The organism is Agromyces sp. 3263 (assembly GCF_031456545.1).
GTDB lineage: Bacteria > Actinomycetota > Actinomycetes > Actinomycetales > Microbacteriaceae > Agromyces.
This window is the reverse complement of record NZ_JAVDUV010000001.1, coordinates 723,467-746,958: the sequence shown is the minus strand read 5'-3', so window position 1 is coordinate 746,958 and position 23,492 is coordinate 723,467. Positions and strand designations below refer to the sequence as shown.

Below are 23,492 nucleotides of genomic sequence, written 5' to 3'. Positions count from 1 at the left end.
AGGCATCCGCTCTCGCAGCGATCACCCGCGCCGGTGCCCGCCGCGGCGTCGACGCCGTCGCCGCCGCACCGCCCCCGCCGACCCGCACGTGCCCAGAAGGAACCGCCCGGAGATGACCGTGACCTCGCCGAAGCCCAGCCGCGTCGCCCGTGCCGGCGACTGGTGGAAGGCGCAGCGCGGCCGCGTGCTCTGGTCGGTCGCCATCGCCCTTGTGCTGCTCGTCGTCGTCGTGCTCATCGCCCGGTGGCTGCGCACGCTCCCGGCCGTCGAGCAGTTCCTCGACACCTACCCGGGCATCCTCCCGCCGCCCGAGGGCACGCCCGTGGGCATTCCCGCATGGCTCGGCTGGCAGCACTTCCTCAACTCGTTCTTCCTGCTGCTCATCATCCGCACGGGCTTCCAGCTGCGCTCGAAGCAGCGCCCGCCCGGGTTCTGGACCCGTGACAACACCCGCTGGCCCCGCACCCGGCGCAACCCTCGTCGCATGGGCATCTTCCTCTGGTTCCACCTCTGGCTCGACGCGTTCTGGGTGCTCAACGGCGTCATCTACGTCGTGCTGCTCTTCGCGACCGGACAGTGGCTGCGCATCGTGCCCACGGACTGGGCCGTCGTACCGAACGCGCTGTCGGCGGCGCTGCAGTACGCCTCGCTCGACTGGCCCACCGAGGACTCGTGGGTCGTCTACAACTCGCTGCAGCAGCTGGCCTACTTCGCGATCGTGTTCATCGCGTCGCCGATCGCGATCGTCACCGGCCTGCGGCTCTCGTCGGCCTGGCCGCTGGAGGGCCCGCTCGTGCGTGCCTTCCCCGAGAAGCTCGCCAAGTCGCTGCACTACCCGACGATGCTCTTCTTCCTCGCGTTCGTCTTCGTGCACGTGGTGCTCGTGCTCACCACGGGCGCGCTGGTGAAGCTCAACCAGATGTACGCCGCGCGCGACGCCGACGACTGGGTCGGATTCACGGTGTTCGCGGCATCCGTCGCCCTCATGGTCGTGGCGTGGGTGCTCGCGAAGCCGCCGCTGCTGAAGCGCATCGCCGCCGGTTCGGGGCGCGTGCAGGGCTGACCCGGGCGCCGACCGGGCCCGACGAAGGGCTGACGCAGGGCTGACGCGTCGGGCCTGGCGCGGTACCGTGCGATGGTGACGACGCCCCTCATCGACGACGACGCGCTCGACGACCTCGAGCGCGAGTTCGTGGGGCGGGTGCGCGGTCGCGTGCTCGAGATCGGCGCGGGCGACGGCGCCAACTTCGGCGCGTTCGATCCCGGCGTGCAGTGGCAGGGGCTCGAGCCCGACGCCAAGCGGAGGGCCGAGCTCGCGATCCGGGCGCGTGAGTGGCGGCACGAGGCCGCGCCCCTCGACGCGCACGCCGAGCGGATCCCGCTGCCCGACGCCTCGGTCGACGCCGTCGTCGGCACCTACGTGCTCTGCTCGGTCGGCGACCCCGCCGCCGCCCTCGCGGAGGTGCGCCGGGTGCTGGTGCCCGGCGGTCGCGTCGTGTTCGTCGACCACGTCCTCGCCCCGTCGCGCACCCTGAAGCGGGCAGTGCAGCGCGTCGCCACGCCCATCTCGAAGCGCGTCTGCCACGGATGCCACTGGGACCGCGACACCGAACGGGCGCTCGTGGACGCGGGCTTCGTCGGCCGCGACATCCGGCGGCTGCGCGTGCGGTCGATGCCGTTCGGTCCGGTGCCGATGCTGCTCTTCGACGGCGAGGCGCCCGGCGGCCTGCAGGCCTGAGCTGCTGGTGCCCGCCGTGTGCCCCCCCCGCCTCCGCCTGCGCTGCACCCTTCCGCCGCGCTCCACCCTGCCGCCGCGCTCCACCCGGCCGCCCCGCTCCACCCCGCCGAAATGGAGGAAGTTCGGGGCGACGCGCCGCGCGCGGCATCCGTCTCGACCGGCGTGCCGCGCGGAAGTTCCTACATTTCGCCGCCGCGGGCGGTGAAGGGTGCGGCGGGGGAGGGAGACGGTGCCGAGGCGGGGGAGGGTGACGGTGCCGAGGCGGGGGGGCGGGGGCGGATGCCGCGGCGCGGGGTCCGGGCCAGCTACGCGTCGATCGGGTGCACGGAAGCGTCCGCGCCGCCCACGCCGGCGACCCCCGCGGCGTCGAGCACCGAGCGGGCGAGCAACGTCGAGCCCGCGACCGCCGCGGGCATCACGAGCACCGCCCCGAGCGGCACCATGAAGCAGAGCTGGGTGGCCACGCCGAAGCCGAGCACCTTCGCCCGGTGGCCGCGCAGCAGCATCCTCCGATCGGATGCCGGGATGCCACGGGCCTCGAACGCCCGGGAGCTCAGCTCCATGGCCAGCAGCCGCCCCGAGAGCACGACGCCGAGCACGGGCGCCAGCACGGCGCCGACGACGGGGATGAAGCCGGTGACGGCGACCCCCATCGCGGCGAAGACGCCGAGCCCGATGAGCGCGGCCGAGTCGCGCACCGAGCGCCAGAAGCCCGTGCCATGCTCGGGCACGCTGCCGCCGAGCTCGACCTCGACGGCACGCCAGATGCGTTCGTAGAAGGGGTCGCCCACCGCGAGCGTGACGGCCGTGAAGGTCACGGCCGCGAGCACCACGGCGGCGCCGAACAGGATGGCGCCGATCGCGCTGCGGATGATCGTCGGCCACGGGTCGACCCACTCGTCGGCGAACGGGGTCAGCCAGTCGGTGATGCCGGGCAGGCCGAAGCCGAGGGCCACGAGCGCGCCGGCCACGAGCAGGAACACGATGGCGGCCGGGATCAGCCCGAGCAGCATGACCCCGGGGCGTCGCGCCCAGAAGCCGAAGCCGCGCACGAGCATCCGCACACCCGAGAAGAAGCCGCCGATCACCCGCCCAGCCTAGGCTTGGCGTCCGAAGCGGACGTGCGGGTTGACGGGAGGATCCACGTGGTGCAGGCGATCGACGTGCGGCTCGACGACGGGCGCGTGCTCCGCGCCTACGACAGCGGGGCGGATGCCGCGAACGGAGCCGATGCCGCGAACAGGTCGGGTGCCGCGGCGGGCCCGGTGCTCGTCTGGCACCACGGGTCGCCGCAGACGGGTGCCCCGCTCGAGCCGGTGCTGGCCGCGGCGGCGGCGCGCGGCATCCGGGTGCTCTCGTACGGGCGACCGTCGTACGGCGGGTCGTCGCCGAATCCCGGCCGCGACGTCGCCTCGGCCGCGGAGGACGCGGCCGCGGTCGCCGACGCGTTCAGCGTCGGACGCTTTGCCGCGATGGGCGCATCGGGCGGTGGGCCGCACGCCCTGGCCGGGGCCGCGCTGCTTCCAGAGCGGGTGACCGCGGTCGTCACGATCGCGGGCATCGCCCCGTACACCGACGCGTTCGACTGGTTCTCGGGCATGCGCTCGCCCGGCGGGCTGCTCGCTGCACGGGAGGGTCGCGAGCAGCGCGCGGCCTTCGCCGAGATCGAGGAGTTCGACCCCGAGCAGTTCCTGCCCGCCGACTTCGAGGCGCTCGATGGCGCCTGGTCGGCACTCGGGGCGGATGTCGCCGCCTCCGAGGCGTTCGGGAACGACGGGCTCATCGACGACGACGTCGCGTTCACGCGTCCGTGGGGGTTCGAGCTCGAGGACGTGCGCGTGCCAGTGCTCCTCGTGCAGGGCGAGGGCGACCGCGTGGTGCCACGACGGCACGCGGCGTGGATGCTCAGCCGCCTGCCCGACGCCGCCCTGTGGATGCGCCTCGACGACGGGCACGTCTCGGTGCTCCACACGGTGCCCGACGCGATGGACTGGCTGCTCGACCACGCGCACTGAGGCGCTCAGCCGAGCGAGTCGAGCGCCCGCACGAGGTCGCCGTGCAGGTCGTCGACGTGCTCGAGCCCGACCGAGAGCCGCACGAGCCCCTCGGGAATCGTGGGCTGCTCGAGCGCCCAGCGACGTCGCCGCTCGAACGTCGACTCGACGCCGCCCAGGCTGGTCGCGTGCACCCAGAGGCTCGTGCGCTGCACGAGCGCGTCGGCCGGCTCTGCGCCGCCGCGCACGACGATCGAGACGATCGCGCCGAAGCCGGGGTAGCGCACCTCCTCGAGCGCCGGGTGGCCGGCGAGCCGGCGCACGAGCTCCTGCGCTGTGGCCTGCGCGCGTTCGAGCCGCACCGGCAGGGTGCGCAGCCCGCGCAGCGCGAGGAACGTCTCGAGCGGGGCCGGGATCGCGCCGTGCAGCGAGCGTCGTTGCACGGTCGCGTCGGCCAGCTCGTCGGACGCCGTGACCACCGCGCCCATGAGCACGTCGCTGTGGCCCGAGATGTACTTCGTCGCCGAGTGCACGACCACGTCGGCGCCGAGGGCGAGCGGACGCTGCAGCAGCGGGGTGGCGAACGTGTTGTCGACGGCGACCAGCGCGCCGTGCTCGTGCGCCGCGCGGGCGATCGCCGCGATGTCGGCGACCTCGAGGGCCGGGTTCGTCGGCGACTCGAACCAGACCATCGCGGCGCCGTCGCAGGCGGCGGCCACGGCGGCGGTGTCCGTGATGTCGACGTAGACGGCCCGCAGGCGCCCCTGCTCCTCGCGCTCCTGGAGCGCAGCGACGGTTCCGGTGTAGGAGTGCCTCGGCGCGACGACCGTGCCGCCTGGCTCCACCAGGTCGAGCACCGCGGCGATGGCGGCCATGCCCGACGCGAACGCGATGCACCGGCCGCCCTCGAGGGCGCCGAGGGTCTCCTCGAAGGCCGTCCACGTGGGATTGCCGTACCGCCCGTACTCGAGCTCGCCGCCCGCGACGTAGGTCGAGGTGAGGTGCACGGGCACGCTCATGGGCTGGTCGGGCGTCTTCGCGGGGCGGCCGGCGATGACGGCGAGGGTGTCGGGGTGGAGCGCCGGCGTGTCCGGCGTGCTCGCGTCGTGCACGGTCGTGCCTCCAGGGGTCGGGGAGCGGAGATCGTGGCATCCGCATGCGCCAGCCTATGACGAGGCCCGGCGTCACTGCTCCCGGTGGTCCGCGGCCGGCACGATGCCGCTGCCGCCACGGCCGCTGCCCTCGCTCTTCCCCTCGCCTTCGCCCTCCTCACCGTCTTTGCCACCCTTGCCGTCCTTCTCGGACTTGCCGTCGTCGCCTTGCGCCGGCGCGGGCGGCGCCGGCTTGGACCGGTCGGCCTGCAGCTGCGTGATCTGCTCCTGCAACCGGGCCTGCTCGGCCAGCAGTCGCTGCTGCTCTGCCTCGGTCTCGGCGGCGGCGACGGCCGCCGCGAGGTCCTGGCGCACGAGGTCCATCGCCGACACGATCGCCGCGAAGCGCTGGTCGTCGAGCCGGCCGTCGCGGCGGGCCTTCGACACGTCCGTGGCGAGCTCATCGAGTCCGGCGATCGCCGTCGGCCAGTCGCCTGCGGCGCTGGCGGTGCTCACGGCGATGACCTGGGCCCGCAGGTCCGCCTTCGTCGCGTCGTCATACTGCGGCGAACAGGCCGAGAGCGCCAACGTCGCCGTGAGCACGACGGCCGCGATCGGTCCTGCGCGCATGTCACCCCCATCTGTTGCGGTCACGATACGCAGCCGCTTCGGCGAAGTCCCGGGGTTGACTCGCACCTCGCGGGCGGCCCCGGGCGGGCGATCGACTCACCTGGCTCCTCGACGGGGTATCATCAGCAAAAGCAGCATTCATATATGAAAGTGGGCCGACATGTCGGAACTGCTGGAACGCGGCGCCGCGCGCATCACCTGGATCAGGTCCCGGATGCCGCTGCTCGCCGCCACCCGCGAGGACTTCACCGTGCGCCGACCGTTCGCCGGCCTCCGCCTCGGCATGTCCCTGCACGTCGAGCCGAAGACGGCCGTGCTGCTCGAGGTGCTCGCCGCGGGCGGGGCGGAGATCGTCGCCACGGGCAACCACGGCTCGACGCAGGACGACGTGGTCGCCTACCTGCGGAGCCTCGGCATGACGGTGTTCGGCCGCCGTGACGACACGCTCGACGAGCACCACGCGAACGTCGCCGCGGTCGTCGATGCGCGTCCCGACCTCGTGCTCGACAACGGCGCCGACCTCGTCGCCGGCATCGTCGCGGCCGGCACGGCGTCCGGGGTGGTCGGCGGCACCGAGGAGACGACGAGCGGCGGCATCCGACTGCGCACCGAGCTCGCCGGGCGCGTGCCGTTCCCGTCGATCGTGATCAATGACAGCCCGCTCAAGGCCATCGGCGAGAACCGGCACGGCGTCGGCCAGTCGGTCGTCGAGAGCATCATGCGCATCACGAACCTGATGATTCCCGGGCGACGGTTCGTCGTGGCGGGCTACGGCTGGTGCGGCCGGGGAATCGCGCAGTATCTCCGGGCGTTCGGCGGGCGGGTCGCGGTCGCCGAGATCGACGAGATCAAGGCCTTCGAGGCGGCCCTCGACGGCTACCGCGTGGGCGAGCTCGGCGACCTCGCCGAATGCGGCGAGTTCTTCATCACCGCCACGGGGCATCCGGGCATCATCACCGATGCCGTCATCGACCGGATGTCGAGCGGCGCCGTGCTGGCGAACGCCGGCCACTTCCCGTGGGAGATCGATACCGAGGCGCTCTACGGCCGCGCCGTCGACGTGACCGAGCTCGACGCGGCGATCGAGCGCATCGACCTGCCCGACGGGCGCGAGCTCATCCTCCTCGCGGGTGGCCGCATGGTGAACCTCGCCGGACGGGAGCCGAAGGGCAACTCGCTCGAGGCCATGGATCTCGGCTTCCTGCTGCAGTCCCTCTCGCTCGAGCGCGTGGCGACGGACCCCGCGTCACTGGCGCCCGGGCCGCAGCCGGTGCCCGACGACCTCGAGCGCGAGATCGCGCGGCGGTTCGTCCGGGCCCTCGGAGCCGACCGGTGAGCCCAGAGCCCGAGCCGACGACGGCGGGCCGCGGGATCGAGTACGCCGCGCCCGCCCTCGACAAGGCGCTCGACATCCTCGAGCTGCTCGCGAACGAGGCGGGCGGGCTCACGCAGACCGAGATCGCCGAGGCGGTCGGGCGAAACGTCAGCCAGATCTACCGCGTACTCGCGACCCTCGAGCGCCGCGGCTACCTCACGCGTGACGACCGGTCGGCGCGGTACGTGCTCTCGATGGCGCTGTTCGACCTCGCCCACCGGCATCCGCCGCTCCGTGGCCTCGTGCAGCTGGCCGCAGCGCCCATGCGCGAGCTCGCCGACCGCATCCGCCAGTCGTGTAACCTCGGCGTCGACGACGCCGGTGAGGTGCGCATCATCGCCCAGGCCGAGTCGCCAGCCGACTTCGGCTACCAGGTGCGGGTGGGCGCGCGCTTCCCGCTCGAGACGACGGCGACCGGCGCGGTGCTCTCAGCCGGTGCTCCGGATGCCGCGGGCCGGCTGCTCCCCGGAGAGGCCGAGCTGCTCGCGGCCGGATACCTGACCCGCGCAGACCGCCTGCAGGCGGGCATCACCGACGTGGTCGCCGCCGTCACCGATCGCACCGGCGGCACGATCGCCGCGCTGACCGTGCCGTACATCGGCACGTCGTACAGCGCCGTCGGCCTCGACGAGGTGGTCGCCGCCGCGCGCGCCACGGCCGCGGAGATCTCGGCCCGCCTCGGCGGCGCCCGCTGACCTGCGCCGCCGCACGCGGGGCGCGGTCGGCCGATCAGCGGATGACGCCCTCGTCGAGCAGCGCCTGCAGCCCCGCCCGGAACCCCTCGCGACCGCCGTGCGACGGATGCCGCACCCGAGGCACCTCCCACCCGCTGCGGGCGAGGCTCGCCTGGGCGACGTTGCCGACCGCGACGATCGACCGGATGCCGAACACCCCGGCCAGCGCCTGCCACGACCACGCCCATTCCGCCGTCTCGGCACGGGTCGGCGTGCGGTTCGACAGCGGGGCACCCGGCCGATGGGGGTGCAGGGGGAATGCGCTCCACAGCAGCGGGAGGAAATCAAGGCCCTCGAGCACCTGCCACATCACCGTGGCCGTCGGCTCGGCGGCGATGCCGGCGGCATCCGGGATCTCATATCCGAGCTCGGTGCCGAACAGGCCGAAGTGCGCGACGCCGCGACGCAGGAGCACCGTGTTCGTGAACGGCACGCCCGTGATCGTCATGCCGCGGTAGCCGGGTGCCTCGCCCACGAGGATCGTGGACGGCTGCCGCTCGGCGAGCTGCCGCAGGTAGCGGTCCAGGTTGCGCCGCCGCATCGAGTTCTCGGGCAGGGAGTGATCGAAGGGGTTCGCGCTGCTCGGGCCGGACGCGCCGGCGGCGAGCCGTTCGATGAAGCCGGCGATCGCATCGGGGGCCATGAGCGGTCATCCTACGGCTAGCCTCGAAGCATGAGCCGAACCGTCTGGACCGTCATCGGCGTGATCGTCGCCGTCCTCGTCGCCTGGTTCCTCGTCGACGTGGTCTTCAGCCTGCTGTGGTTCATCGCCAAGCTGGCCATCGTCGCCGTGGTCGCCGTCGTCGTCTTCTTCGTGCTGCGCGCGGTCGTGCGTCCCTCCGACGACCGGAAGTCGATCGAGCGATGAGCCGCCGTTCGGGCGTGCCCGCCTCGACGCCGGCGCGCACCCTGGGACGACTCGTGCTCGGCGCGTTCCTCGTCTTCGCCGGCGTCAGCCACCTGTTCTGGGCGCGCCGCGAGTTCCGGGCGCAGGTGCCGCCGTGGGTGCCGATGGACCCCGACGCCGTGGTGGTCGGCTCGGGCGTGGTCGAGGTCGGCCTCGGTGCGGCGCTCGTCGCACTGCCGCGCGAACGCGGGCGCATCGGCGCGATCGTCGCGGCGTTCTTCGTCGCGGTGTTCCCCGGCAACCTCGCGCAGTGGGCGGAGCGCCGCGATGCGTTCGGCCTCACGACCGATCGGGCGCGGTTCATCCGCCTGTTCTTCCAGCCGCTGCTCGTGGCGCTCGCCGTCTGGTCCACGTCGCCGGCCGACCGGCGCGCCTGACCGGCCGCCGGGCTGACGCGTCGACACGTCTGCCACGCGGCCTCCGCCGGCCGGGCATACCCCGTCGGACGTCCTCGCGATTCAATGGAGGCATGCGACTCGTCGTGCTCACCGGCGCCGGCATCTCGGCCGAGAGCGGCGTGCCGACGTTCCGCGACGCGGGCGGACTCTGGGAGGGGCACCGCGTCGAGGACGTCGCGACGCCCGAGGGCTTTGCGCGGGATCCCGTCATGGTGCAGCGCTTCTACGACGCGCGGCGACATGCCGTGGCCCTGGCCGAGCCGAACCCCGCGCACCTGGCCCTGGCGAACCTCGAACGCGAACTCGGCGACGACCTGCTCGTGGTCACCCAGAACATCGACGACCTGCACGAGCGTGCCGGCTCGCACCGGGTCGTGCACATGCACGGCGACCTGCTCCAAGCCCGCTGCCTCGCCTGCGGTCGGCGGGTGCCCGTCGGGGCCGACCTCGTCGACCGACCGCCCTGCCCCGAGTGCGGCGAGCGGATGCTGCGCCCCGACGTGGTCTGGTTCGGCGAGATGCCGTACGACCTCGACCTCATCGACGAGGCGCTGCTCGCCTGCGACCGTTTCGCGGCGATCGGCACCTCGGGCGCCGTGTACCCGGCGGCCGGCTTCGTGATGACGGCTGCCGCGGAGGGCGCGCACACGATCGAGCTGAACCTCGCGCCGAGCGAGATCACCCCGCTGTTCGACGAGGTGCGGCACGGGCCGGCGAGCGTCGTGGTGCCCGCCTGGGTCGAGGAGGTGCTCCACGCCAGCCGCTGAGTCGCGCGCGGCTGAGCCGCACGGGCCGCCGGGCCGGACCGTACCCCATCGGTCGGGCGCGGGACAGGGGGTTCGTCCCCGGCCGCCCGGCCCCTAGGGTGAGGGCATGAGCGATCGACCGCCCTCGCCGGTGCGCACGGAGCGCCTCTGGAACGACCGGCTCGGTCGCTGGAGCATCCGGAGCCTGCAGATCCTCCTCGTCGTGACGCTCGGCGCGCTCGCCGTGTGGGCGCTGGTGCAGGTGAAGCTGCTCGTCATCCCCGTGCTCATCGCGCTCATCGTGGCCTCGGCGGCGGCGCCGCTCGTGGGTTGGCTGCGCCGTCGTGGACTGTCGCCGATCCTCGCGGCCTGGGTCACCCTCATCGGCGGCATCCTCGTGCTCGGCGGCGTGGTCACCGCGATCGTGTTCGCCGTGCGCAACCAGTGGGACGAGCTGGCCGCCTCCGCGGGAGAGGGCTTCGACGACCTGCAGGCCTGGCTCAAGGACCTGCCCTTCCCGATCGACCAGCAGCAGATCACCTCCGCGCGCGATTCGGTCGTCGACTACGTGACGAGCGCCGAGTTCGGCGCCGGGGCGGTGCGGGGCGTGTCGGCCGCCACGGAGTTCGTCGCGGGCGCGTTGCTCGTGCTGGTCGTGCTCTTCTTCTTCCTCAAGGACGGCGACCGCATCTGGGCGTTCTTCCTCCGCCCCTTCAGCGGCGTGCGCCTCGAGCGCGGACGCCGGGTCGGCACCACGAGCGTGAAGGTGTTCGGCGGCTACATCCGCGGCACCGCGATCGTGGGGCTCGTCGACGCGGTCGTGATCGGCCTCGGCCTCGTGATCCTGCAGGTGCCGCTCGCGCTGCCCTTGGCCGTCATCGTGTTCCTCGGTTCGTTCATCCCGCTCGTCGGCGCCACGGTCGCCGGCATCCTGGCCGCGCTCGTCGCGCTCGTGGCCAACGGACCGGTCGTGGCGCTCATCGTCGTCGCGATCGTCATCGCCGTGAACCAGCTCGAGGGCGACCTGCTGCAGCCGGTCGTGATGGCGCAGTCGCTGAAGCTGCATCCGCTGGTGATCCTCATCGCCCTCACCGCCGGTACCATCCTCGGCGGAATCGTCGGCGCCGTGCTGGCGGTGCCGATCGCGGCGGTCGGCTGGGCGATCATCAAGGTGTGGGACGGCCCCGACCCGTCGATCGACGCACGAAGGCCGCTGCGCCGGCGACGCGAGACGGCCTCGGATGCCACCTCGCAGGGCGAGCAGCTGCCGCAGGACTCCGCCGGCGGAAGCCCGGTGGCCTGACGTGCGCTCGGCCCCGGTGTTCGCCGCGGCCACGGTGAGCTACGCCGCGAACTGCGCGCTCGGGGCATCCGTCGCCCTGCGTCTCGTCGACACCCGGAACGTGCGGTGGGTGCACCACGCGCTCTACATCGCGACGTTCTCGCTCGCCGTCGGCGCGATGAGCTCGGCCGGGTGGGGGAGCCCGCGGGGCTCGAGCCGTGCCGCCGCCGCGCTGCTCGCGCCGGCCGCCGTGCCGCTGACGCTGATCCCGTACGCCGGAACGCAGACGCGGCGGCATCCGCTCGTCGCGCTCACCGCGGCGCCGTTCTTCATCGCCGCGCTGGTGCGTTCGAGCCTGCCCGAGCGCACGTCGCAGACCCGGAAGACCGGCAACACCCGGAAGACCAGGAAGTAGGACGCATGGAACTGCTCGACGCGATCCGCCGTCGCAAGACCACGAACGGGCCGTTCCTGCCCGACCCCGTCTCGGAGGAGCACCAGCGGCTGCTCATGGAGGCGGCCGGCCGGGCGCCCTCGCAGCTCAACAGCCAGCCCTGGCGCTTCGTCGTGATCGAGGACCGCTCGACCATCGAGGCGGTCGCGCGCATCTCGGGCGAGAGCATGACCGAGGCGATGTCGAACGGCACGTTCTTCGAGCGCTACAAGCCCTACTTCCGGTTCAGCCAGGCCGAGATGGACGAACAGCGCAGCGGCATGCTCTTCGACAAACTGCCCGCGCCGCTGCGGCCGTTCACCAGCCAGGTGTTCACCAAGCGCGGGCAGAAGCTCATGAACACGTTCGGCGTGCCGAAGACGCTCGGCGAGGAGAACCGCAAGCTCGTCGCCGGGTCGCCGCTGCTGCTCGGCGTCATGCTCGACCGCAGCGAGTACCGGCCCGGGCAGCTCTCATCGTTCTACTCGGTGTTCAGCATGGGCGCCGCGATGGAGAACGTGTGGCTCACGACGGTCGAGCTCGGCATGGGGATCCAGTTCATCTCGTTCCCGATGGAGGTGCCCGGCCGGTGGGACGAGATCGTGCGCCTGCTGCGAGTGCCCGACGAGCTCGAGCTCATGGCCGTGTACCGGCTCGGCTACGTGCCGGAGGAGCAGCGCCGGCCCGCCATCGACTGGGTCAGCCACGAGCGCAAGCGGCCGTCGCAGTACGTCTACCGCGAGACCTGCGAGACGCCGCAGGAGGGCTGGGACGACGTGCGCCCGCCCGATCGCGGCTGAGCCCAGCGGACGTGTGCCCGGCGCGGCTCTGCCCGGCGCGCCCGCGCGATGCGTGCCCAGCGATACGGCGGGAACTCCTCGGGCCAGTGCTTCCTGAATGTGTGCACGCCCATGCTCGCGTAGCGCCAGAGCTTGCCCGGGTCGCGGAACGGCCGCGTCGACACGCCCACCGACAACCGCTGGTCGCGGAGCACGCGGGTGCCCGGCGGCAGGTGCAGGCTCAGGTCGAGGTCGTCGTGCACGCGCTGGTCATGGCGGCAGACGTCGTCGCGCACGGCCAGCCAGAGCGCGCGCCGCAGCAGCGCCGACGACCCCCAGAGCGGCCGATGCCCGAGCGCGAGGCCGGCGATCACCGTGTAGGCGCCGAGGTACGCGGCGATGAGCACCCGTGACGCGAGCGGCGGCGCGCTCGGCAGCCACGCCCACCCCGTGACGGCCTCGACGCCGGGGTCGGCGAAGCGCTCGTGGGCGTCCCGCACCCAGTCGGGCGGCAGCACGGTGTCGGCGTCCACACGGGCGAGCAGGTCTCCGGATGCCGCGTCGAGGCCGGTCGAGGTCGCCGCAGGGATGCCGACGACGGGCTCGGGCACCACGCGGCATCCGTAGCGCGCCGCCAACGGACCCAGGTCGCCGTTGCCGCCGTTGTCGACGATGACGATCTCGTCGGGCGCGACGGACTGCGCTGCGACCGAGGCGAGCAGCCGCTCGAGGCGGTCGCGGTCGTTTCGCACGGGCACCACGATCGAGAGGGTGAGCACCTGGCCCGCGGGACCTGCTCGGCCCCCGGCCTCGGCCGCGGCGTCGAAGCCGGCCTCGGCCGCGGCGTCGGTGTCGGCCTCGGCCGCGTCGTCGGTGTCCGCCTGGGCGGTCAGCGGTTCGTCGGCTGGCATGCCCTCACGCTAGGCACCGGCGGCGGGCTCACCAAGGGGCTTGCGCTCCGCCTCGAGCGCGGCGATCAGCGTGGCCGAGTCGTACGGGCCCTTGTGGCGGCGCTCGCCGATGAAGAACGTGGGAGTGCCGTGCAGGTCCATCATCTGCGCGTCGAGGCGGTCGTCCTCGACGCGTCGCACGACCGCGGGTGACCGCAGGTCGTCGGCGAAGCGATCCATGTCGAGGCCCAGGTCGCGGGCGTAGCGGCAGAGGTCGTCGGTGGTCAGGTCGTCCTGGTTCGCGAACAGGGTCAGCGCCATCTCGAAGAACCGGCCCTGCAGCGCCGCCGCCTCCACCGCCTGGGCCGACTCCCGCGCGTGCGGATGCACCGCCTCGAGCGGCAGGTGGCGGAACACCCAGCAGACGTCGTCGCCGAAGTGGTCGATGACGGCGTCGATCGATCCCGTCGCCCGGCTGCAGAACGGGCACTCGAAGTCGCCGTACTCGACGATGAGGTGGGGCGCGTCGGGCCGCCCGCGGAAGTGGTCGCGCTCGGGGTCGAACGGCCGCACGAGCTTGGCGCCGACGGCGACGGGCGGCCGCAACCGGTCGCCGACCACGAAGATGAGCCAGCCGAGCACGAAGGCGATGACGGATGCCGCGAGCACGCCGACCCGCGCGAGGTCCTGGGTCTCGCGGTCCTCGATCGCGAGTCCCACGATGAACAGGGCGATCGTGAAGCCGATGCCCGACAGCGCCGCGCCTCCCGAGATGCGCGACACGGTGAGTCCGGGCGCGAGGGTGCCGATGCGCAGCATCCGCACCAGTGCCGTGGCCCCCGTGATGCCGACGAACTTGCCGATGACGAGGCCGGCCACGATGCCCCAGGTCAGCGGCGACGAGACCGCGGCCGACAGCGTCTGCGGGTCGAGCTGCACGCCGGCGTTCGCGAGCGCGAAGATCGGCAGCACGATGAACGCGACGTAGGGCGACCACGCCGCCTGCAGCCGCTCGTTGATGGAGATGGAGTCGCGCAGGCTCCGGGTGGCCGCGCGCGCGTAGGTCGTGTTCGGCGACTCGCGGAACGCGCGAGTGAGCTCGGCGGCCCGCTCGACCTCCATGCGGCGCGGGGGGAACACCGGGATCACGAGGGCCACGGCAACGCCCGCGAGCGTCGGGTGCACGCCTGCTGCGCCGACGCCGAGCCACAGGCCGAAGCCGAGCACGGCGTAGGCCGGGCCGCGGCCGACGGGCAGGAAGCGCACGAGGGCGAGGGCCACGAGCAGCACCGCGCTGATCACGAGCGGCAGCAGCTGGATGCCCTCGTTGTAGAACACCGCGATCGCCACGAGCGCGCCGATGTCGTCGACCACGGCCAGGGTGAGCAGGAAGGTGCGCAACCGCCACGGGAACTTCGGCCCGATGATCGCGAGGGCGCCGAGCAGGAACGCCGTGTCGGTGGAGATCACGACGCCCCACGCGTGCATCTCGTCGGTGCCCGCGTTGAACAGCATGAAGATCACGGCGGGGAGTACCAGCCCCGCGACGGCCGCGATGACGGGCACCGCCGCGCGCGAACGGTCGGTGAGCTCGCCGATGGTGAACTCGCGTTTGACCTCGAGACCGACGGTGAAGAAGAAGAACGCCATCAGGCCGTCGTTCACGAGCTGGTGCAGCGTGAGCTGCGCCTGGAACCCGCCGACGACGATCTCGACATGCGTGTCCCAGAACGCGTCGTACGTCGACCCCCATGGCGAGTTCGCCCAGACGATCGCGATCAGGGTGAAGCACAGGAGCAGGAGTGCGGAGAGGCGGTCGCCGGCGCCGGCGCCGGCGGGCGGCGCCGAACGGCGGGGCAGCACCGGAGCCGTGGTGGTGGCGCTCGTCATGCGGTCGATTCGGTGCGCGGGGTCAGCGCTGGCGAGGAGCGCGGATGATCGACCAGAGCGCCGCGAGGAGCAGCACGCCGCCGACGGCGACGATCAGTCCGAGAATCGACCAGATCACGGTTTCGATGTCCACGTGCACCTCCGAAGGGCTCTCCGCCATTCTGTCGTGCCCGGGCGCGCGCCCACCAGAGGCAATCCGTCAACCCGTTGACCCTCGCGCCGGTCGAGCGGACGCTGGAGGCATCCGCACGCGGCATCCGGATGGGAGATCGCCCGGGGCATCCGCATGCGGCCTTCGACCGAGGAGGGGCCATGACCGACCCACGCGACCACGCCCAGCGGCACGACGCCGACCGCTTCACGCCCGACGTCGGGCAGGACGAGACCGAGGGCGAGCCGCGCAACGACGCCGACGACCTCATGTACGACGGCGACGACCTCGGCCCCGACGCGAACGAGCTCGACGCCGACAACCCGGTCGAGGAGCAGACCCTCGAGGCGGTCGACCCCGACAACGCACCGGACTGAGTCGCCGGACGTCCTAGGCCGGCGATCCGCCGCTCGCGGCCGGGACTGTGTCGATGTCGTCGCCGGGCGAGGAGATGTCCTGCCGGCGCCCCGAGCCGAGCGAGATCGTGGCCAGGAGCCCGACCGCGAGGAATCCGGCCGCCGTGAGCGCCGACGCCCGGGTGGCATCGCTGAACGCCTCGCGGGCCGCCTGCGCGGCCTCGGGCGACTGCGCCTCGATGGCCGGGATGGCCGCCCCGGCGGAGTCGACCACCGCGTCGACGACCTGCTCGCGCTGCGGCTCGGGCACGAACGGCTCGAGCTGGTCGTCGAGGTTGGCCCCGAGCGAGGTGAACAGCACCGTGCCGAGGATGGCGATGCCGAGCGCCGAGCCGAACTGGCGCGCGGTGCTCTGCGTGCCCGATGCCTGGCCGCTCTGGCCGACGGGCACGTCGGCGAGCACGACGCCGGTGAGTTGCGCGGTCGCGAGACCAACCCCGAACCCGTACACGAACAGGCCGATGACGATCTGCCACCACGGGGTGTCGACCGCGATGACGAGCGCGATGACGACGAGGCCGGCGATCTCGAGCAGGATGCCCACGCGCACGGTCCACACTGGCGCGACCCGCTGGCCGAGGGTGCCCGCGACGCCGCTGGCGGCGAACGCGCCGATCGCGAGCCCGAGCAGCACGTAGCCGGTCTGCAAGGCGTCGTAGCCGAGGACGTTCTGCAGCCAGAGCGGCAGCGAGAGGATGATGCCGAACTCGCCCAGCGACACGATGAGCGCCGCGATGTTGCCGTTGCGGAACGACGGGATGCGGAGCAGCCCGAAGGGCAGCATCGGGTCCTGGCCCCGCCGTTGCCGGGCGAGGCCCCAGGCCACGAAGGCGGCGCCGCTCAGCACGGCGATCGCGAAGATGAACGGCGTGGGCGAGATCGGGAAGGTCCACTCCCAGTCGCCGAACATGAGCGGCGACTCGGTCTCCCACCACCCGTAGGTGCGGCCCTCGATGAGGGCGAAGACGAGGCTCGCCGAGGTGATCACCGAGAGCACGGCGCCCACCGGGTCGAGGCGCATGGGGTGGGCGGCCCGTGACTCGGCGACGGTGAGCAGGGCACCAACGATCGTGATGATGCCGAGCGGCACGTTGATGCCGAACGCCCACCGCCACGAGTAGTCCGTCGTGAGCCAGCCGCCGAGCAGCGGTCCGACCGCAGCCATGCCACCGATCGTCGAGCCCCACACCGCGAAGGCAATGCCGCGCTCGCGGCCGTGGAAGTTCGCGTTGATGATCGACAGGGAAGCCGGCAGGATCATCGCGCCGCCGACGCCCTGCACGACCCGCGAGAGGATGAGCAGGTCGCCCGTCGGCGCGAGGGCTGCGGCGACGCTCGCGAGGCTGAAGATCGTGATGCCGATGACCATCATGCGGCGCCGGCCCACGCGGTCGGCGATGGTGCCGAAGGTGAGCAGCAGGGCGGCGAACACGATGGTGTAGCTCTCCTGCACCCACTGCACCTGGGTGGACGTGATGCCGAGGTCGTCGACGATCGAGGGGATCGCCACGTTCACGATCGTCGAGTCGACGATGATCAGCGCGACGGCGAGGCTGATGACGACCAGGCCGATCCAACGGCGTGCTGCGGATGCCACGTGCGCTCCGATCTCGTACGGGTGACTCGCTCACCCTAGGCCGGTGCCACGGTCGATGGCATCCATCCGAAGTTCGTCGCCGCAGCGGTGAAGAGCGGCTGCGGGGACGAGTCGCCCGGCGCACGAAGGTTAGGCTAGCCTCACCAAGAAAGTGCCCCTGATCTGCGGAAAAGTCGGCGTCGGATGCTGCGGGCGACCGGTCGTCGGGGCTAGCATCGCGGTATCGCACCGTCGCAACCGCCCTTGGAGGTCACCATGAGCATGACGCTCGACGATCTGCCCGCCGTCGCCGAGTGTTCGGTGTCCGGCTGTTCGTACAACGACCATTCGCACTGCCACGCCGCCGCGGTCACCATCGGCGGATCCGTCGGCGACGCGGAGTGCGCCACCTTCATCCCGCTCGGCACGAAGGGCGGACTCGACAAGGTGCTCTCGCACGTCGGCGCCTGCCAGCGGTCGGAGTGCGTGCACAATTCCTCGCTCGAGTGCACCGCGGCATCCGTTCGCGTCGGCCCGGGCGTCGACGATGCCGACTGCCTCACCTACGAGCCGGCCTGAGCCACGACGAACGCCCCGGCGCACCGCGATGAGCGGGCGCCGGGGCGTTCGTGCGCGAAGCGCGGCCGGTCGGGTCAGGCCGCCTGGGCGAGCGCGGAGCGCGCGTCGCGCACGCCCTTGAGGGCGGCGGCCCACGGCACGAGCTGGTCGAGCTGGGCCGCGAGCATGCCCTGGTGGTAGGCCGCGGGCGTGAACACGTGGTAGTTCTCGAAGTCGGTCATGAGCGAGAACGCGACCTGCTGGCGCACGTCGGCGACCTGCAGCTCGCCGAGGATGAGCCGGAGGTGCTCGGCCGCGCGGGTCCCGCCTGCCGCGCCGTAGCTGACGAGTCCGGCCGCCTTGTCGTTCCACTCGCCGTAGACGAAGTCGAGCGCGTTCTTGAGGGCGCCCGAGGTGGAGTGGTTGTACTCGGGCGTCACGAAGATGTAGCCGTCGAAGGAGTCGACCTTCTCGGCCCAGGCCTTCGTGTGGTCGTTGGCGTACTGACCGAGGCTGGGCGGCATGGCCTCATCGAGGTGGGGGAGTGCGAAGTCGGCGAGGTCGACGAGCTCGAACTCGGCGTCGGTGCGCGTGGCGGCGTGCTCGAGCACCCAGTTCGCGACCTGGTCGCCGACGCGGCCCGGACGCGTGCTGCCGATGATGATGCCGATCCTGACAGTGGACATGGTGTGTGCCTTCCCGATGAAGTAGTTGACGCGTCATCATATCCTTAATAGATGACACGTCAACCAACCTCGGCTAGGCTGGGGGCATGTCCGAGGTGTCCGAGATCGACGAGGCGGAGTGGGAGCTCTGGCAGGACTTCCTGACCATGCACCGCGACCTGATGCGCGAGCTCGACCGGCGCCTCCAGTCCGACGCGGGCCTCTCCCAGGGCGACTACACCGTGCTGCTCACGCTCTTCAAGGCACCCGACCGGCGCCTGCGCCCCGGTGCGCTCGGCGCCGCGATCGGGTGGGAGAAGAGCCGCCTCTCGCACCAGCTCACCCGCATGGTCGCGCGCGGACTCATCGAGCGGGTGGAGTGCGACACCGACGCCCGCGGGTCGCTCATCGTGCTCACGCGCGACGGTCGGCGGGCACTGCTCGGGGCGATGCGCGACCACGCGTCGGCCATCCGCAGCCTCTTCCTCGACGCGCTCGAGCCCGACGAGAAGCGCGTGCTCGCCGAGGCGTCGTCCCGCGTGCTCCGACGCCTCGGCGGTTCGACCGCGTGCGACGGCGCCGAGGAGTGCGCGGCGGGCTGACGCGGCATCCGGATTCTGCCCTGAGCGGATCGGGCTGACGACGGCGACGGCGCACGATTAGCCTCGGCACATGGGCAAGGTCGTCGAGTTCCCGGGGGCGGTCGCCCCGCATGCCACCAAGCCGCTCTGGCGGCACGTGCTCGGCGAGGTGCTCCGCGTTGAGCGCCTCGAGCAGGAGCGCATCCTGACCGAGGTCGCCGCCACGGCGGGCGTCTCGCCGCAGTACCTCTCCGAGATCGAGCGCGGCCGCAAGGAGCCGTCATCCGAGATCCTCGGGTCGGTCGCCGACGCGCTCGGCCTCGAGCTCGTCGACGTCGTGCGCCGCGTCGGCGACCGGCTCGGCGCGCGGCTCGACGAGGAGCGCCGCGAGGCCGAGCGGCGCGAGCGGCTCACCGTCGAGGCGTCCTACGCGTTCCGGGCGGACGCTGCGGCGCCGCATCCGCTCGACGTCGCCATCGTCGACCTGGGCCACGCGGATGCCGCGGGCTCGGTCGTCGTGGCGGGCGTCGGGCTCGCCGCGCCCGGCGACGTGTTCCTGCTCGCGGCGTAGCGCCGCGGGCCACGCCCGCGCCCGCGCTCGGATGCGCCCGCGAGCCTGCCCGAACGCCTGCACATTGGAGCAGGTCTCCGCCGCGGTCGCGAGCGACGATGGTGGGATGGGCCGCATCCGTCACCTGGAGCAGGGCCCGGAGGCGCAGGACGCACCGGTGCCCGCCCCCACGGCCCACCGTGCGGAGGCGCCCGGGCTCGACACCGCCCGGTTGCGAGCCGAACCGGCCGGCATCGCACGGGACGCGATGGCCAGGATGCAGGGCACGGTCGGCAACCGCGTGGCGCAGCGGGTGGTCGCCGGGGAGCAGCTCCGAGGGGTGCCTGCGGGGGCCGTGCCCGTGGTCAGCCGCGATGTGACGACCCGCACGGCGATCTCCGAGACGACCGACACGGGCAACACGTACACGCAGGACCTCATCCTCAACCGCACGCAGTCGACCATCGAGATCACGCTCGGCATCAACTGGGTGCGCCATGGCACCTGGGCGTCGGATGCCGCGTACGCCGCCTTCATCCGCCGCGTGAAGACCGCGGCGTACTCCTACCTCGACAACAAGTTCAAGGTCGTCTGCACGCCGAACTCGGCCGCCGCCGGGCCGGCGCCGATCGAGCTGCCGATCACGTTCCTCCTGTACGACTCCGACACCGGCTACCAGATCGGCGTGCACGGTGGCGCCCCGGGCGGCGACAGCGCGATGGCGGCGGCCGGCGGCAACGTCTACGAGCTCGAGGGCAGCGGGGCTCCCGAGATCGACATCACCTACGCGCACGAGTTCGGCCACGCGGCGCTCGGCGTGAGCGACGAGTACTCGAACCCGGCGATCCCCGGCCGGGTGCTGACGAACGACCACAGCATCATGGCGAACTACTACGCTCAGGGCATCCCGCAAGCGCGATTCAGGGCACGCCACTTCCAGCACATCGTCACCGAGGTGGCGCGGGCCTTCGCCGGCTACACCTGTTCCCTGCGGGAGATGTGAGGAGCAGAGCCGAGATGAACCTGCACTACCGGCGAGGACACGAGATGTCCGGCTACGTGACCCTGACCGTCCAGCCCGACGGCACCGCGGCCGCGTCCCGTTCCGGTCGTGGCGACCTCGGGCGTCGTGAGGCGACCGGCGTGCTCACCCCCGCGCAGGCCGAGCGACTCTCGGACGCGGTCGAGGCCGCCGACCTCGCGCACCTCCGGGGATCGACGCGCCGCATCGCCGACGACGAGGTGCCCGTCGCGGTGGAGCTCGGTGCCGGGCGCGACCGCCGCGAGCTGCGCCTGTGGTCGGAGGACGCCGCCGCGAACCCGGCCTTCGTCGCGTTCGAGGCGACCGTGCGAGACCTCGTCGACGAGCTGCTCGCCGGGCGGACCGACGGCGACGGGCCATCCGGCTCGCGGCCCGCCTCGTCGCCCGACCCGTCCTAGCGGAAGGCGGCCAGCGCCTGCGCCTCGAGCACGTGGTCGGCGAGGCCGTAGGCGACCGCGGCCGCGGCGGGCAGGATGAGGTCGCGGTCGGTGTCGTGGCGCAGCGTCAGCACGTCGCGCCCCGTGTCGGCCGCGAGCGCCGCCTCGAGCTCGGCCCGCACGCGCACCACCTCGTCGGCGTGCAGGATGAGGTCGGGCACGGTGCCGCGTCCCTGCGTCGAGGGCTGGTGCAGCGTGACCTTGCCGTGCGGGAGGATCGCCCGCTGCCCCTTCGCGCCGCCCGCGAGCAGCACCGCGGCGGGGCCGCCGGCCTGTCCGACGCACGTCGTCGCGACATCCGGCCGGATGTGCTGCATCGTGTCGTACACCGCGAGGGCGGCGCCGGGCGAACCGCCGGGCGAGTTCAGGTACAGGCTGATCGGCGTCTCGCTCGACTCCGACGCGAGGTGCAGGAACTGCGCGATGAGCACGTTCGCGACGCCGTCGTCGATCTCGGTGCCGAGGTAGACGATGCGCTCGGAGAGCAGGCGGCTGTACACGTCCATCGTGCGCTCGGCGTTGCCCCGCTTCTCGACGACGTAGGGGATCGTGTAGGAGCTCATGCCGGCACCCGCAGTCCGGTCATCTGGCGGGCGCTGCCGCCGTAGAGCTCCTCGGAGCGGTGCACCACCCGGTCGACGAAGCCGTACTCCACGGCCTGCTCGGCGGTGTACCAGCGGTCGCGCAATGAATCCTGGGCGATGCGCTCGATCGGCTGCCCGGTGAGCTCGGCGGTGATGCCGAGCACCACGTCGCGCGTGTACCGGAGGTCGTCGGCCTGCAGCTCCACGTCGACGGCGGTGCCGCCGATGCCCGACGAGCCCTGGTGCATGAGCACGCGAGCGTGCGGCAGCGCGTACCGCTTGCCGGGCGTGCCCGCCGTGAGCAGGAACTGGCCGGCGCTCGCCGCCCAGCCGACGGCGATGGTCGCGACCTCGTTCGGGATGGCGCGCATCACGTCCATGATCGCGAGCATCGCGGGTACCGACCCGCCCGGTGAGTTGATCCAGAAGCGGATGTCGCACCGCGGGTCGTCGGCGGCCAGGGTGAGCAGCTGCGCGATGATGCGGTTGCCGCCGGTCTGGTCGAGCTCGTCGCCGAGCACGATGATGCGCTCGTGGAACAGCCGTCGCGTGAGCTCGGCGTCGATCGGCTGCATCGGTGGGGTCTCGTGATCGCTCATGTCCCCAGCCTGCGCCGGGGTCGGCGGCGGTGGGGCGGATGCCGCTCATGGCAGCACTGCCCGCAGCAGCGCTGCCCTGAGCTGTGCTGCCCGCAGCGTGCCGCGCTCGGCCGCGCTGCCTGACCGACCGACCTCATCGAGAGCGCGCAGAACGTGGGTGCGACGGACGAGCACCCGCAATCTGCGCGCTCTCGACATGGGCGCGGCTACCGGGGCTCCGCGCTCCTCGATCGGGGAGGCGGTCAGCCCGCGCGGGCGACGGCCGGACCCTCGCTGAACTGGCACGACGTCGCCGTCAGCCGCTCGTCGGGGTCGAGCCGTGCGAGCACGGCCCCGGCGATGGCGTAGAGCTGCTCGAGCTGCTCGGGGGAGAGCGCGTCGAGCACGTTCGACCGCACCGTGTCGACGTGGCCGGGCGCGGCATCCGCGATGAGCTGCAGGCCGGCGTCGGTGATGGTGGCGTTCGTGGCGCGACGGTCCTCGGGGCACGGGAACCGGCGGATGAGCCCGCGCTCCTCGAGTCGCCGCGCGACATGCGACAGGCGGGGGAGGGTCGCGTTGGTTCGGGAGGCGAGTTCGGTCATGTGCATGGTGCGGTCGGATGCCGCGCCGAGCGCCATGAGCACCCCGTACTCGAAGTGCGTGAGCCCGGCGTCGCGCAGCAGCTGGGCGTCGAGCGCACCGGGCAGCAGCTCCGTGAGCGCGACGAGGCGCACCCAGGCGGCGGATTCCTCGGTGCTCAGCCATCTCGTCTCGCTCGTCATGACTCGATCTTACCCCATTGGTTGACGCGACAACTGATTGCGGCTACGGTGATGGTTGTACCAACAAGTAACCGCGTCCGCAGGGGCGCACGAGAGGACGACATGACCACGGTCAGCATCATCGGCAAGGGAAACATGGGCAGCGCGATCGGGGCCATCGTGGCCGCCGGCGGCAACAGCGTCCAGGTCGTGGGCCGCGACACGAGCGACCCCATCACCGGCGACATCGTGGTGCTCGCCGTGCCGCACTTCGCCATCGACGAGATCGTCGCCGCACGTGGGGCCGACCTCGCCGGCCGGATCGTCGTGGACATCACGAACCCGCTGAACTTCGAGACCTTCGACTCGCTCGTCGTGCCGGCCGACGGCTCGCGCGCCAGTGAGCTGGCCAAGGCGCTGCCCGACTCGCGCGTGCTCAAGGCGTTCAACACCAACTTCGCCGCGACCCTCGCGCAGAAGACCATCGGCGGCCTGCCCACGACGGTGCTCATCGCCGGCGACGACGAGCCGGCCAAGCAGGCCCTCGCCGACGTCGTGCGGGCCGGCGGCCTCAACGCGGTCGACGCCGGCAGGCTCGCACGCGCCCGTGAGCTCGAGTCGCTCGGCTTCCTCCAGCTGACCGCCGCCGTCGGCGAGCAGATCGGCTGGACCGGCGGCTTCGCGCTCGTCGCGGCCTGACGCG

The 23,492-nt window shown here is 72.4% G+C and carries 29 protein-coding genes; 18 read left to right on the top strand and 11 right to left on the bottom strand.

Annotation, left to right across the window (positions count from 1 at the left end):
* Positions 1–112 precede the first annotated feature (112 nt).
* Together J2X63_RS03325 and J2X63_RS03320 are read left to right on the top strand one after the other, a co-directional pair.
* Complete coding sequence (locus J2X63_RS03325) at positions 113–1,063, top strand: cytochrome b/b6 domain-containing protein (protein WP_309973876.1); 951 nt, start codon at positions 113–115, stop codon at positions 1,061–1,063.
* A 75-nt stretch (positions 1,064–1,138) separates the two neighbouring features.
* Complete coding sequence (locus J2X63_RS03320) at positions 1,139–1,738, top strand: class I SAM-dependent methyltransferase (RefSeq protein WP_309973874.1); 600 nt, start codon at positions 1,139–1,141, stop codon at positions 1,736–1,738.
* Positions 1,739–2,043: 305 nt separating this feature from the next.
* On the opposite strand, the gene J2X63_RS03315 is transcribed toward J2X63_RS03320, so the two are convergent.
* On the bottom strand, positions 2,044–2,826 hold the full coding sequence (locus J2X63_RS03315) for an EI24 domain-containing protein (protein WP_309973872.1): 783 nt from the start codon (positions 2,824–2,826) through the stop codon (positions 2,044–2,046).
* Between the two features lie 60 nt (positions 2,827–2,886).
* On the opposite strand from J2X63_RS03315, the gene J2X63_RS03310 reads away from it, so the two are divergent.
* Positions 2,887–3,753 carry an alpha/beta hydrolase gene (locus tag J2X63_RS03310; protein WP_309973870.1) on the top strand — a complete coding sequence of 289 codons (867 nt, stop codon included), beginning with the start codon at positions 2,887–2,889 and terminating at the stop codon, positions 3,751–3,753.
* Between the two features lie 5 nt (positions 3,754–3,758).
* Here the strand turns inward: J2X63_RS03310 and J2X63_RS03305 are convergent, their stop codons facing one another.
* Positions 3,759–4,844 carry a PLP-dependent aspartate aminotransferase family protein gene (locus J2X63_RS03305; protein WP_309973868.1) on the bottom strand — a complete coding sequence of 362 codons (1,086 nt, stop codon included), beginning with the start codon at positions 4,842–4,844 and terminating at the stop codon, positions 3,759–3,761.
* Positions 4,845–4,916: 72 nt separating this feature from the next.
* Positions 4,917–5,453 carry a hypothetical protein gene (locus tag J2X63_RS03300; protein WP_309973866.1) on the bottom strand — a complete coding sequence of 179 codons (537 nt, stop codon included), beginning with the start codon at positions 5,451–5,453 and terminating at the stop codon, positions 4,917–4,919.
* Positions 5,454–5,613: 160 nt separating this feature from the next.
* On the opposite strand from J2X63_RS03300, the gene J2X63_RS03295 reads away from it, so the two are divergent.
* Together J2X63_RS03295 and J2X63_RS03290 are read left to right on the top strand one after the other, a co-directional pair.
* Positions 5,614–6,789: an adenosylhomocysteinase gene (locus J2X63_RS03295; protein WP_309973864.1), complete on the top strand. Its 1,176-nt coding sequence runs from the start codon at positions 5,614–5,616 to the stop codon at positions 6,787–6,789.
* Positions 6,786–7,523 carry an IclR family transcriptional regulator gene (locus tag J2X63_RS03290; protein WP_309973862.1) on the top strand — a complete coding sequence of 246 codons (738 nt, stop codon included), beginning with the start codon at positions 6,786–6,788 and terminating at the stop codon, positions 7,521–7,523. The genes J2X63_RS03295 and J2X63_RS03290 overlap by 4 nt, the downstream gene beginning before the upstream one ends.
* Before the next feature lie 34 nt (positions 7,524–7,557).
* Here the strand turns inward: J2X63_RS03290 and J2X63_RS03285 are convergent, their stop codons facing one another.
* The gene (locus J2X63_RS03285) at positions 7,558–8,205 is read right to left on the bottom strand and encodes a uracil-DNA glycosylase (protein WP_309973860.1); all 648 of its coding nucleotides are present in this window, start codon (positions 8,203–8,205) and stop codon (positions 7,558–7,560) included.
* Positions 8,206–8,235: 30 nt separating this feature from the next.
* Here J2X63_RS03285 and J2X63_RS03280 point away from each other — a divergent pair, with 30 nt between their 5' ends.
* The 6 genes from J2X63_RS03280 (at position 8,236) to J2X63_RS03255 (ending at position 12,128) form a co-directional block, all read left to right on the top strand.
* Positions 8,236–8,430 (top strand): hypothetical protein, encoded by a 195-nt coding sequence (locus J2X63_RS03280; protein ID WP_309973859.1) that lies wholly within the window; start codon positions 8,236–8,238, stop codon positions 8,428–8,430.
* Positions 8,427–8,846 (top strand): hypothetical protein, encoded by a 420-nt coding sequence (locus J2X63_RS03275; RefSeq protein ID WP_309973857.1) that lies wholly within the window; start codon positions 8,427–8,429, stop codon positions 8,844–8,846. The genes J2X63_RS03280 and J2X63_RS03275 overlap by 4 nt, the downstream gene beginning before the upstream one ends.
* Positions 8,847–8,938: 92 nt before the next feature.
* Positions 8,939–9,634, top strand: a complete 696-nt coding sequence (locus tag J2X63_RS03270) for an NAD-dependent deacylase (RefSeq protein WP_309973856.1) — start codon at positions 8,939–8,941, stop codon at positions 9,632–9,634.
* Between the two features lie 106 nt (positions 9,635–9,740).
* Positions 9,741–10,916: an AI-2E family transporter gene (locus J2X63_RS03265; RefSeq protein ID WP_309973854.1), complete on the top strand. Its 1,176-nt coding sequence runs from the start codon at positions 9,741–9,743 to the stop codon at positions 10,914–10,916.
* Position 10,917: 1 nt separating this feature from the next.
* Complete coding sequence (locus J2X63_RS03260; RefSeq protein ID WP_309973851.1) at positions 10,918–11,310, top strand: hypothetical protein; 393 nt, start codon at positions 10,918–10,920, stop codon at positions 11,308–11,310.
* A 5-nt stretch (positions 11,311–11,315) separates the two neighbouring features.
* Positions 11,316–12,128, top strand: coding sequence for a nitroreductase family protein (locus J2X63_RS03255; protein ID WP_309973849.1), 813 nt, complete (start codon positions 11,316–11,318; stop codon positions 12,126–12,128).
* Here J2X63_RS03255 and J2X63_RS03250 read toward each other — a convergent pair.
* Together J2X63_RS03250 and nhaA are read right to left on the bottom strand one after the other, a co-directional pair.
* Positions 12,062–13,018 (bottom strand): glycosyltransferase family 2 protein, encoded by a 957-nt coding sequence (locus J2X63_RS03250; RefSeq protein ID WP_309973847.1) that lies wholly within the window; start codon positions 13,016–13,018, stop codon positions 12,062–12,064. The two genes, J2X63_RS03255 and J2X63_RS03250, sit on opposite strands and share 67 nt — an antisense overlap.
* A 9-nt stretch (positions 13,019–13,027) precedes the next feature.
* Entirely contained in the window at positions 13,028–14,887 is a 1,860-nt protein-coding gene (gene nhaA / locus J2X63_RS03245) for a Na+/H+ antiporter NhaA (protein ID WP_309973845.1), read from the bottom strand.
* A gap of 312 nt (positions 14,888–15,199) precedes the next feature.
* Between nhaA and J2X63_RS03240 the strand changes: the two genes are divergently transcribed.
* Complete coding sequence (locus J2X63_RS03240; protein WP_309973843.1) at positions 15,200–15,415, top strand: hypothetical protein; 216 nt, start codon at positions 15,200–15,202, stop codon at positions 15,413–15,415.
* Positions 15,416–15,428: 13 nt separating this feature from the next.
* Here J2X63_RS03240 and J2X63_RS03235 read toward each other — a convergent pair whose 3' ends face one another.
* Positions 15,429–17,051: a DHA2 family efflux MFS transporter permease subunit gene (locus tag J2X63_RS03235; protein ID WP_309973841.1), complete on the bottom strand. Its 1,623-nt coding sequence runs from the start codon at positions 17,049–17,051 to the stop codon at positions 15,429–15,431.
* 255 nt (positions 17,052–17,306) lie between these two features.
* Here J2X63_RS03235 and J2X63_RS03230 point away from each other — a divergent pair, with 255 nt between their 5' ends.
* A complete protein-coding gene (locus J2X63_RS03230; RefSeq protein WP_309973839.1) occupies positions 17,307–17,609 on the top strand; it encodes a DUF1540 domain-containing protein in 303 nt (100 codons plus the stop codon).
* Between the two features lie 74 nt (positions 17,610–17,683).
* Here J2X63_RS03230 and J2X63_RS03225 read toward each other — a convergent pair whose 3' ends face one another.
* Entirely contained in the window at positions 17,684–18,274 is a 591-nt protein-coding gene (locus J2X63_RS03225; protein ID WP_309973837.1) for an NAD(P)H-dependent oxidoreductase, read from the bottom strand.
* An 86-nt stretch (positions 18,275–18,360) separates the two neighbouring features.
* Here J2X63_RS03225 and J2X63_RS03220 point away from each other — a divergent pair, with 86 nt between their 5' ends.
* The 4 genes from J2X63_RS03220 (at position 18,361) to J2X63_RS03205 (ending at position 20,824) form a co-directional block, all read left to right on the top strand.
* The gene (locus J2X63_RS03220) at positions 18,361–18,855 is read left to right on the top strand and encodes a MarR family winged helix-turn-helix transcriptional regulator (RefSeq protein WP_309973835.1); all 495 of its coding nucleotides are present in this window, start codon (positions 18,361–18,363) and stop codon (positions 18,853–18,855) included.
* A 70-nt stretch (positions 18,856–18,925) separates the two neighbouring features.
* Positions 18,926–19,405 (top strand): helix-turn-helix transcriptional regulator, encoded by a 480-nt coding sequence (locus tag J2X63_RS03215; RefSeq protein WP_309973832.1) that lies wholly within the window; start codon positions 18,926–18,928, stop codon positions 19,403–19,405.
* Positions 19,406–19,511: 106 nt separating this feature from the next.
* Positions 19,512–20,387, top strand: a complete 876-nt coding sequence (locus J2X63_RS03210; RefSeq protein ID WP_309973830.1) for a hypothetical protein — start codon at positions 19,512–19,514, stop codon at positions 20,385–20,387.
* Positions 20,388–20,401: 14 nt separating this feature from the next.
* Complete coding sequence (locus J2X63_RS03205) at positions 20,402–20,824, top strand: hypothetical protein (protein WP_309973828.1); 423 nt, start codon at positions 20,402–20,404, stop codon at positions 20,822–20,824.
* Here J2X63_RS03205 and J2X63_RS03200 read toward each other — a convergent pair.
* The 3 genes from J2X63_RS03200 to J2X63_RS03190 all read right to left on the bottom strand — a co-directional run bounded on the left by J2X63_RS03200 (position 20,821) and on the right by J2X63_RS03190 (position 22,810).
* The gene (locus J2X63_RS03200) at positions 20,821–21,426 is read right to left on the bottom strand and encodes an ATP-dependent Clp protease proteolytic subunit (protein ID WP_309973826.1); all 606 of its coding nucleotides are present in this window, start codon (positions 21,424–21,426) and stop codon (positions 20,821–20,823) included. The two genes, J2X63_RS03205 and J2X63_RS03200, sit on opposite strands and share 4 nt — an antisense overlap.
* The gene (locus J2X63_RS03195) at positions 21,423–22,046 is read right to left on the bottom strand and encodes an ATP-dependent Clp protease proteolytic subunit (protein WP_309973823.1); all 624 of its coding nucleotides are present in this window, start codon (positions 22,044–22,046) and stop codon (positions 21,423–21,425) included. The genes J2X63_RS03200 and J2X63_RS03195 overlap by 4 nt, the downstream gene beginning before the upstream one ends.
* A 242-nt stretch (positions 22,047–22,288) precedes the next feature.
* Entirely contained in the window at positions 22,289–22,810 is a 522-nt protein-coding gene (locus tag J2X63_RS03190; RefSeq protein ID WP_309973820.1) for a MarR family transcriptional regulator, read from the bottom strand.
* Positions 22,811–22,912: 102 nt separating this feature from the next.
* Between J2X63_RS03190 and J2X63_RS03185 the strand changes: the two genes are divergently transcribed.
* Positions 22,913–23,488, top strand: a complete 576-nt coding sequence (locus tag J2X63_RS03185) for an NADPH-dependent F420 reductase (protein ID WP_309973819.1) — start codon at positions 22,913–22,915, stop codon at positions 23,486–23,488.
* Positions 23,489–23,492 lie beyond the last annotated feature (4 nt).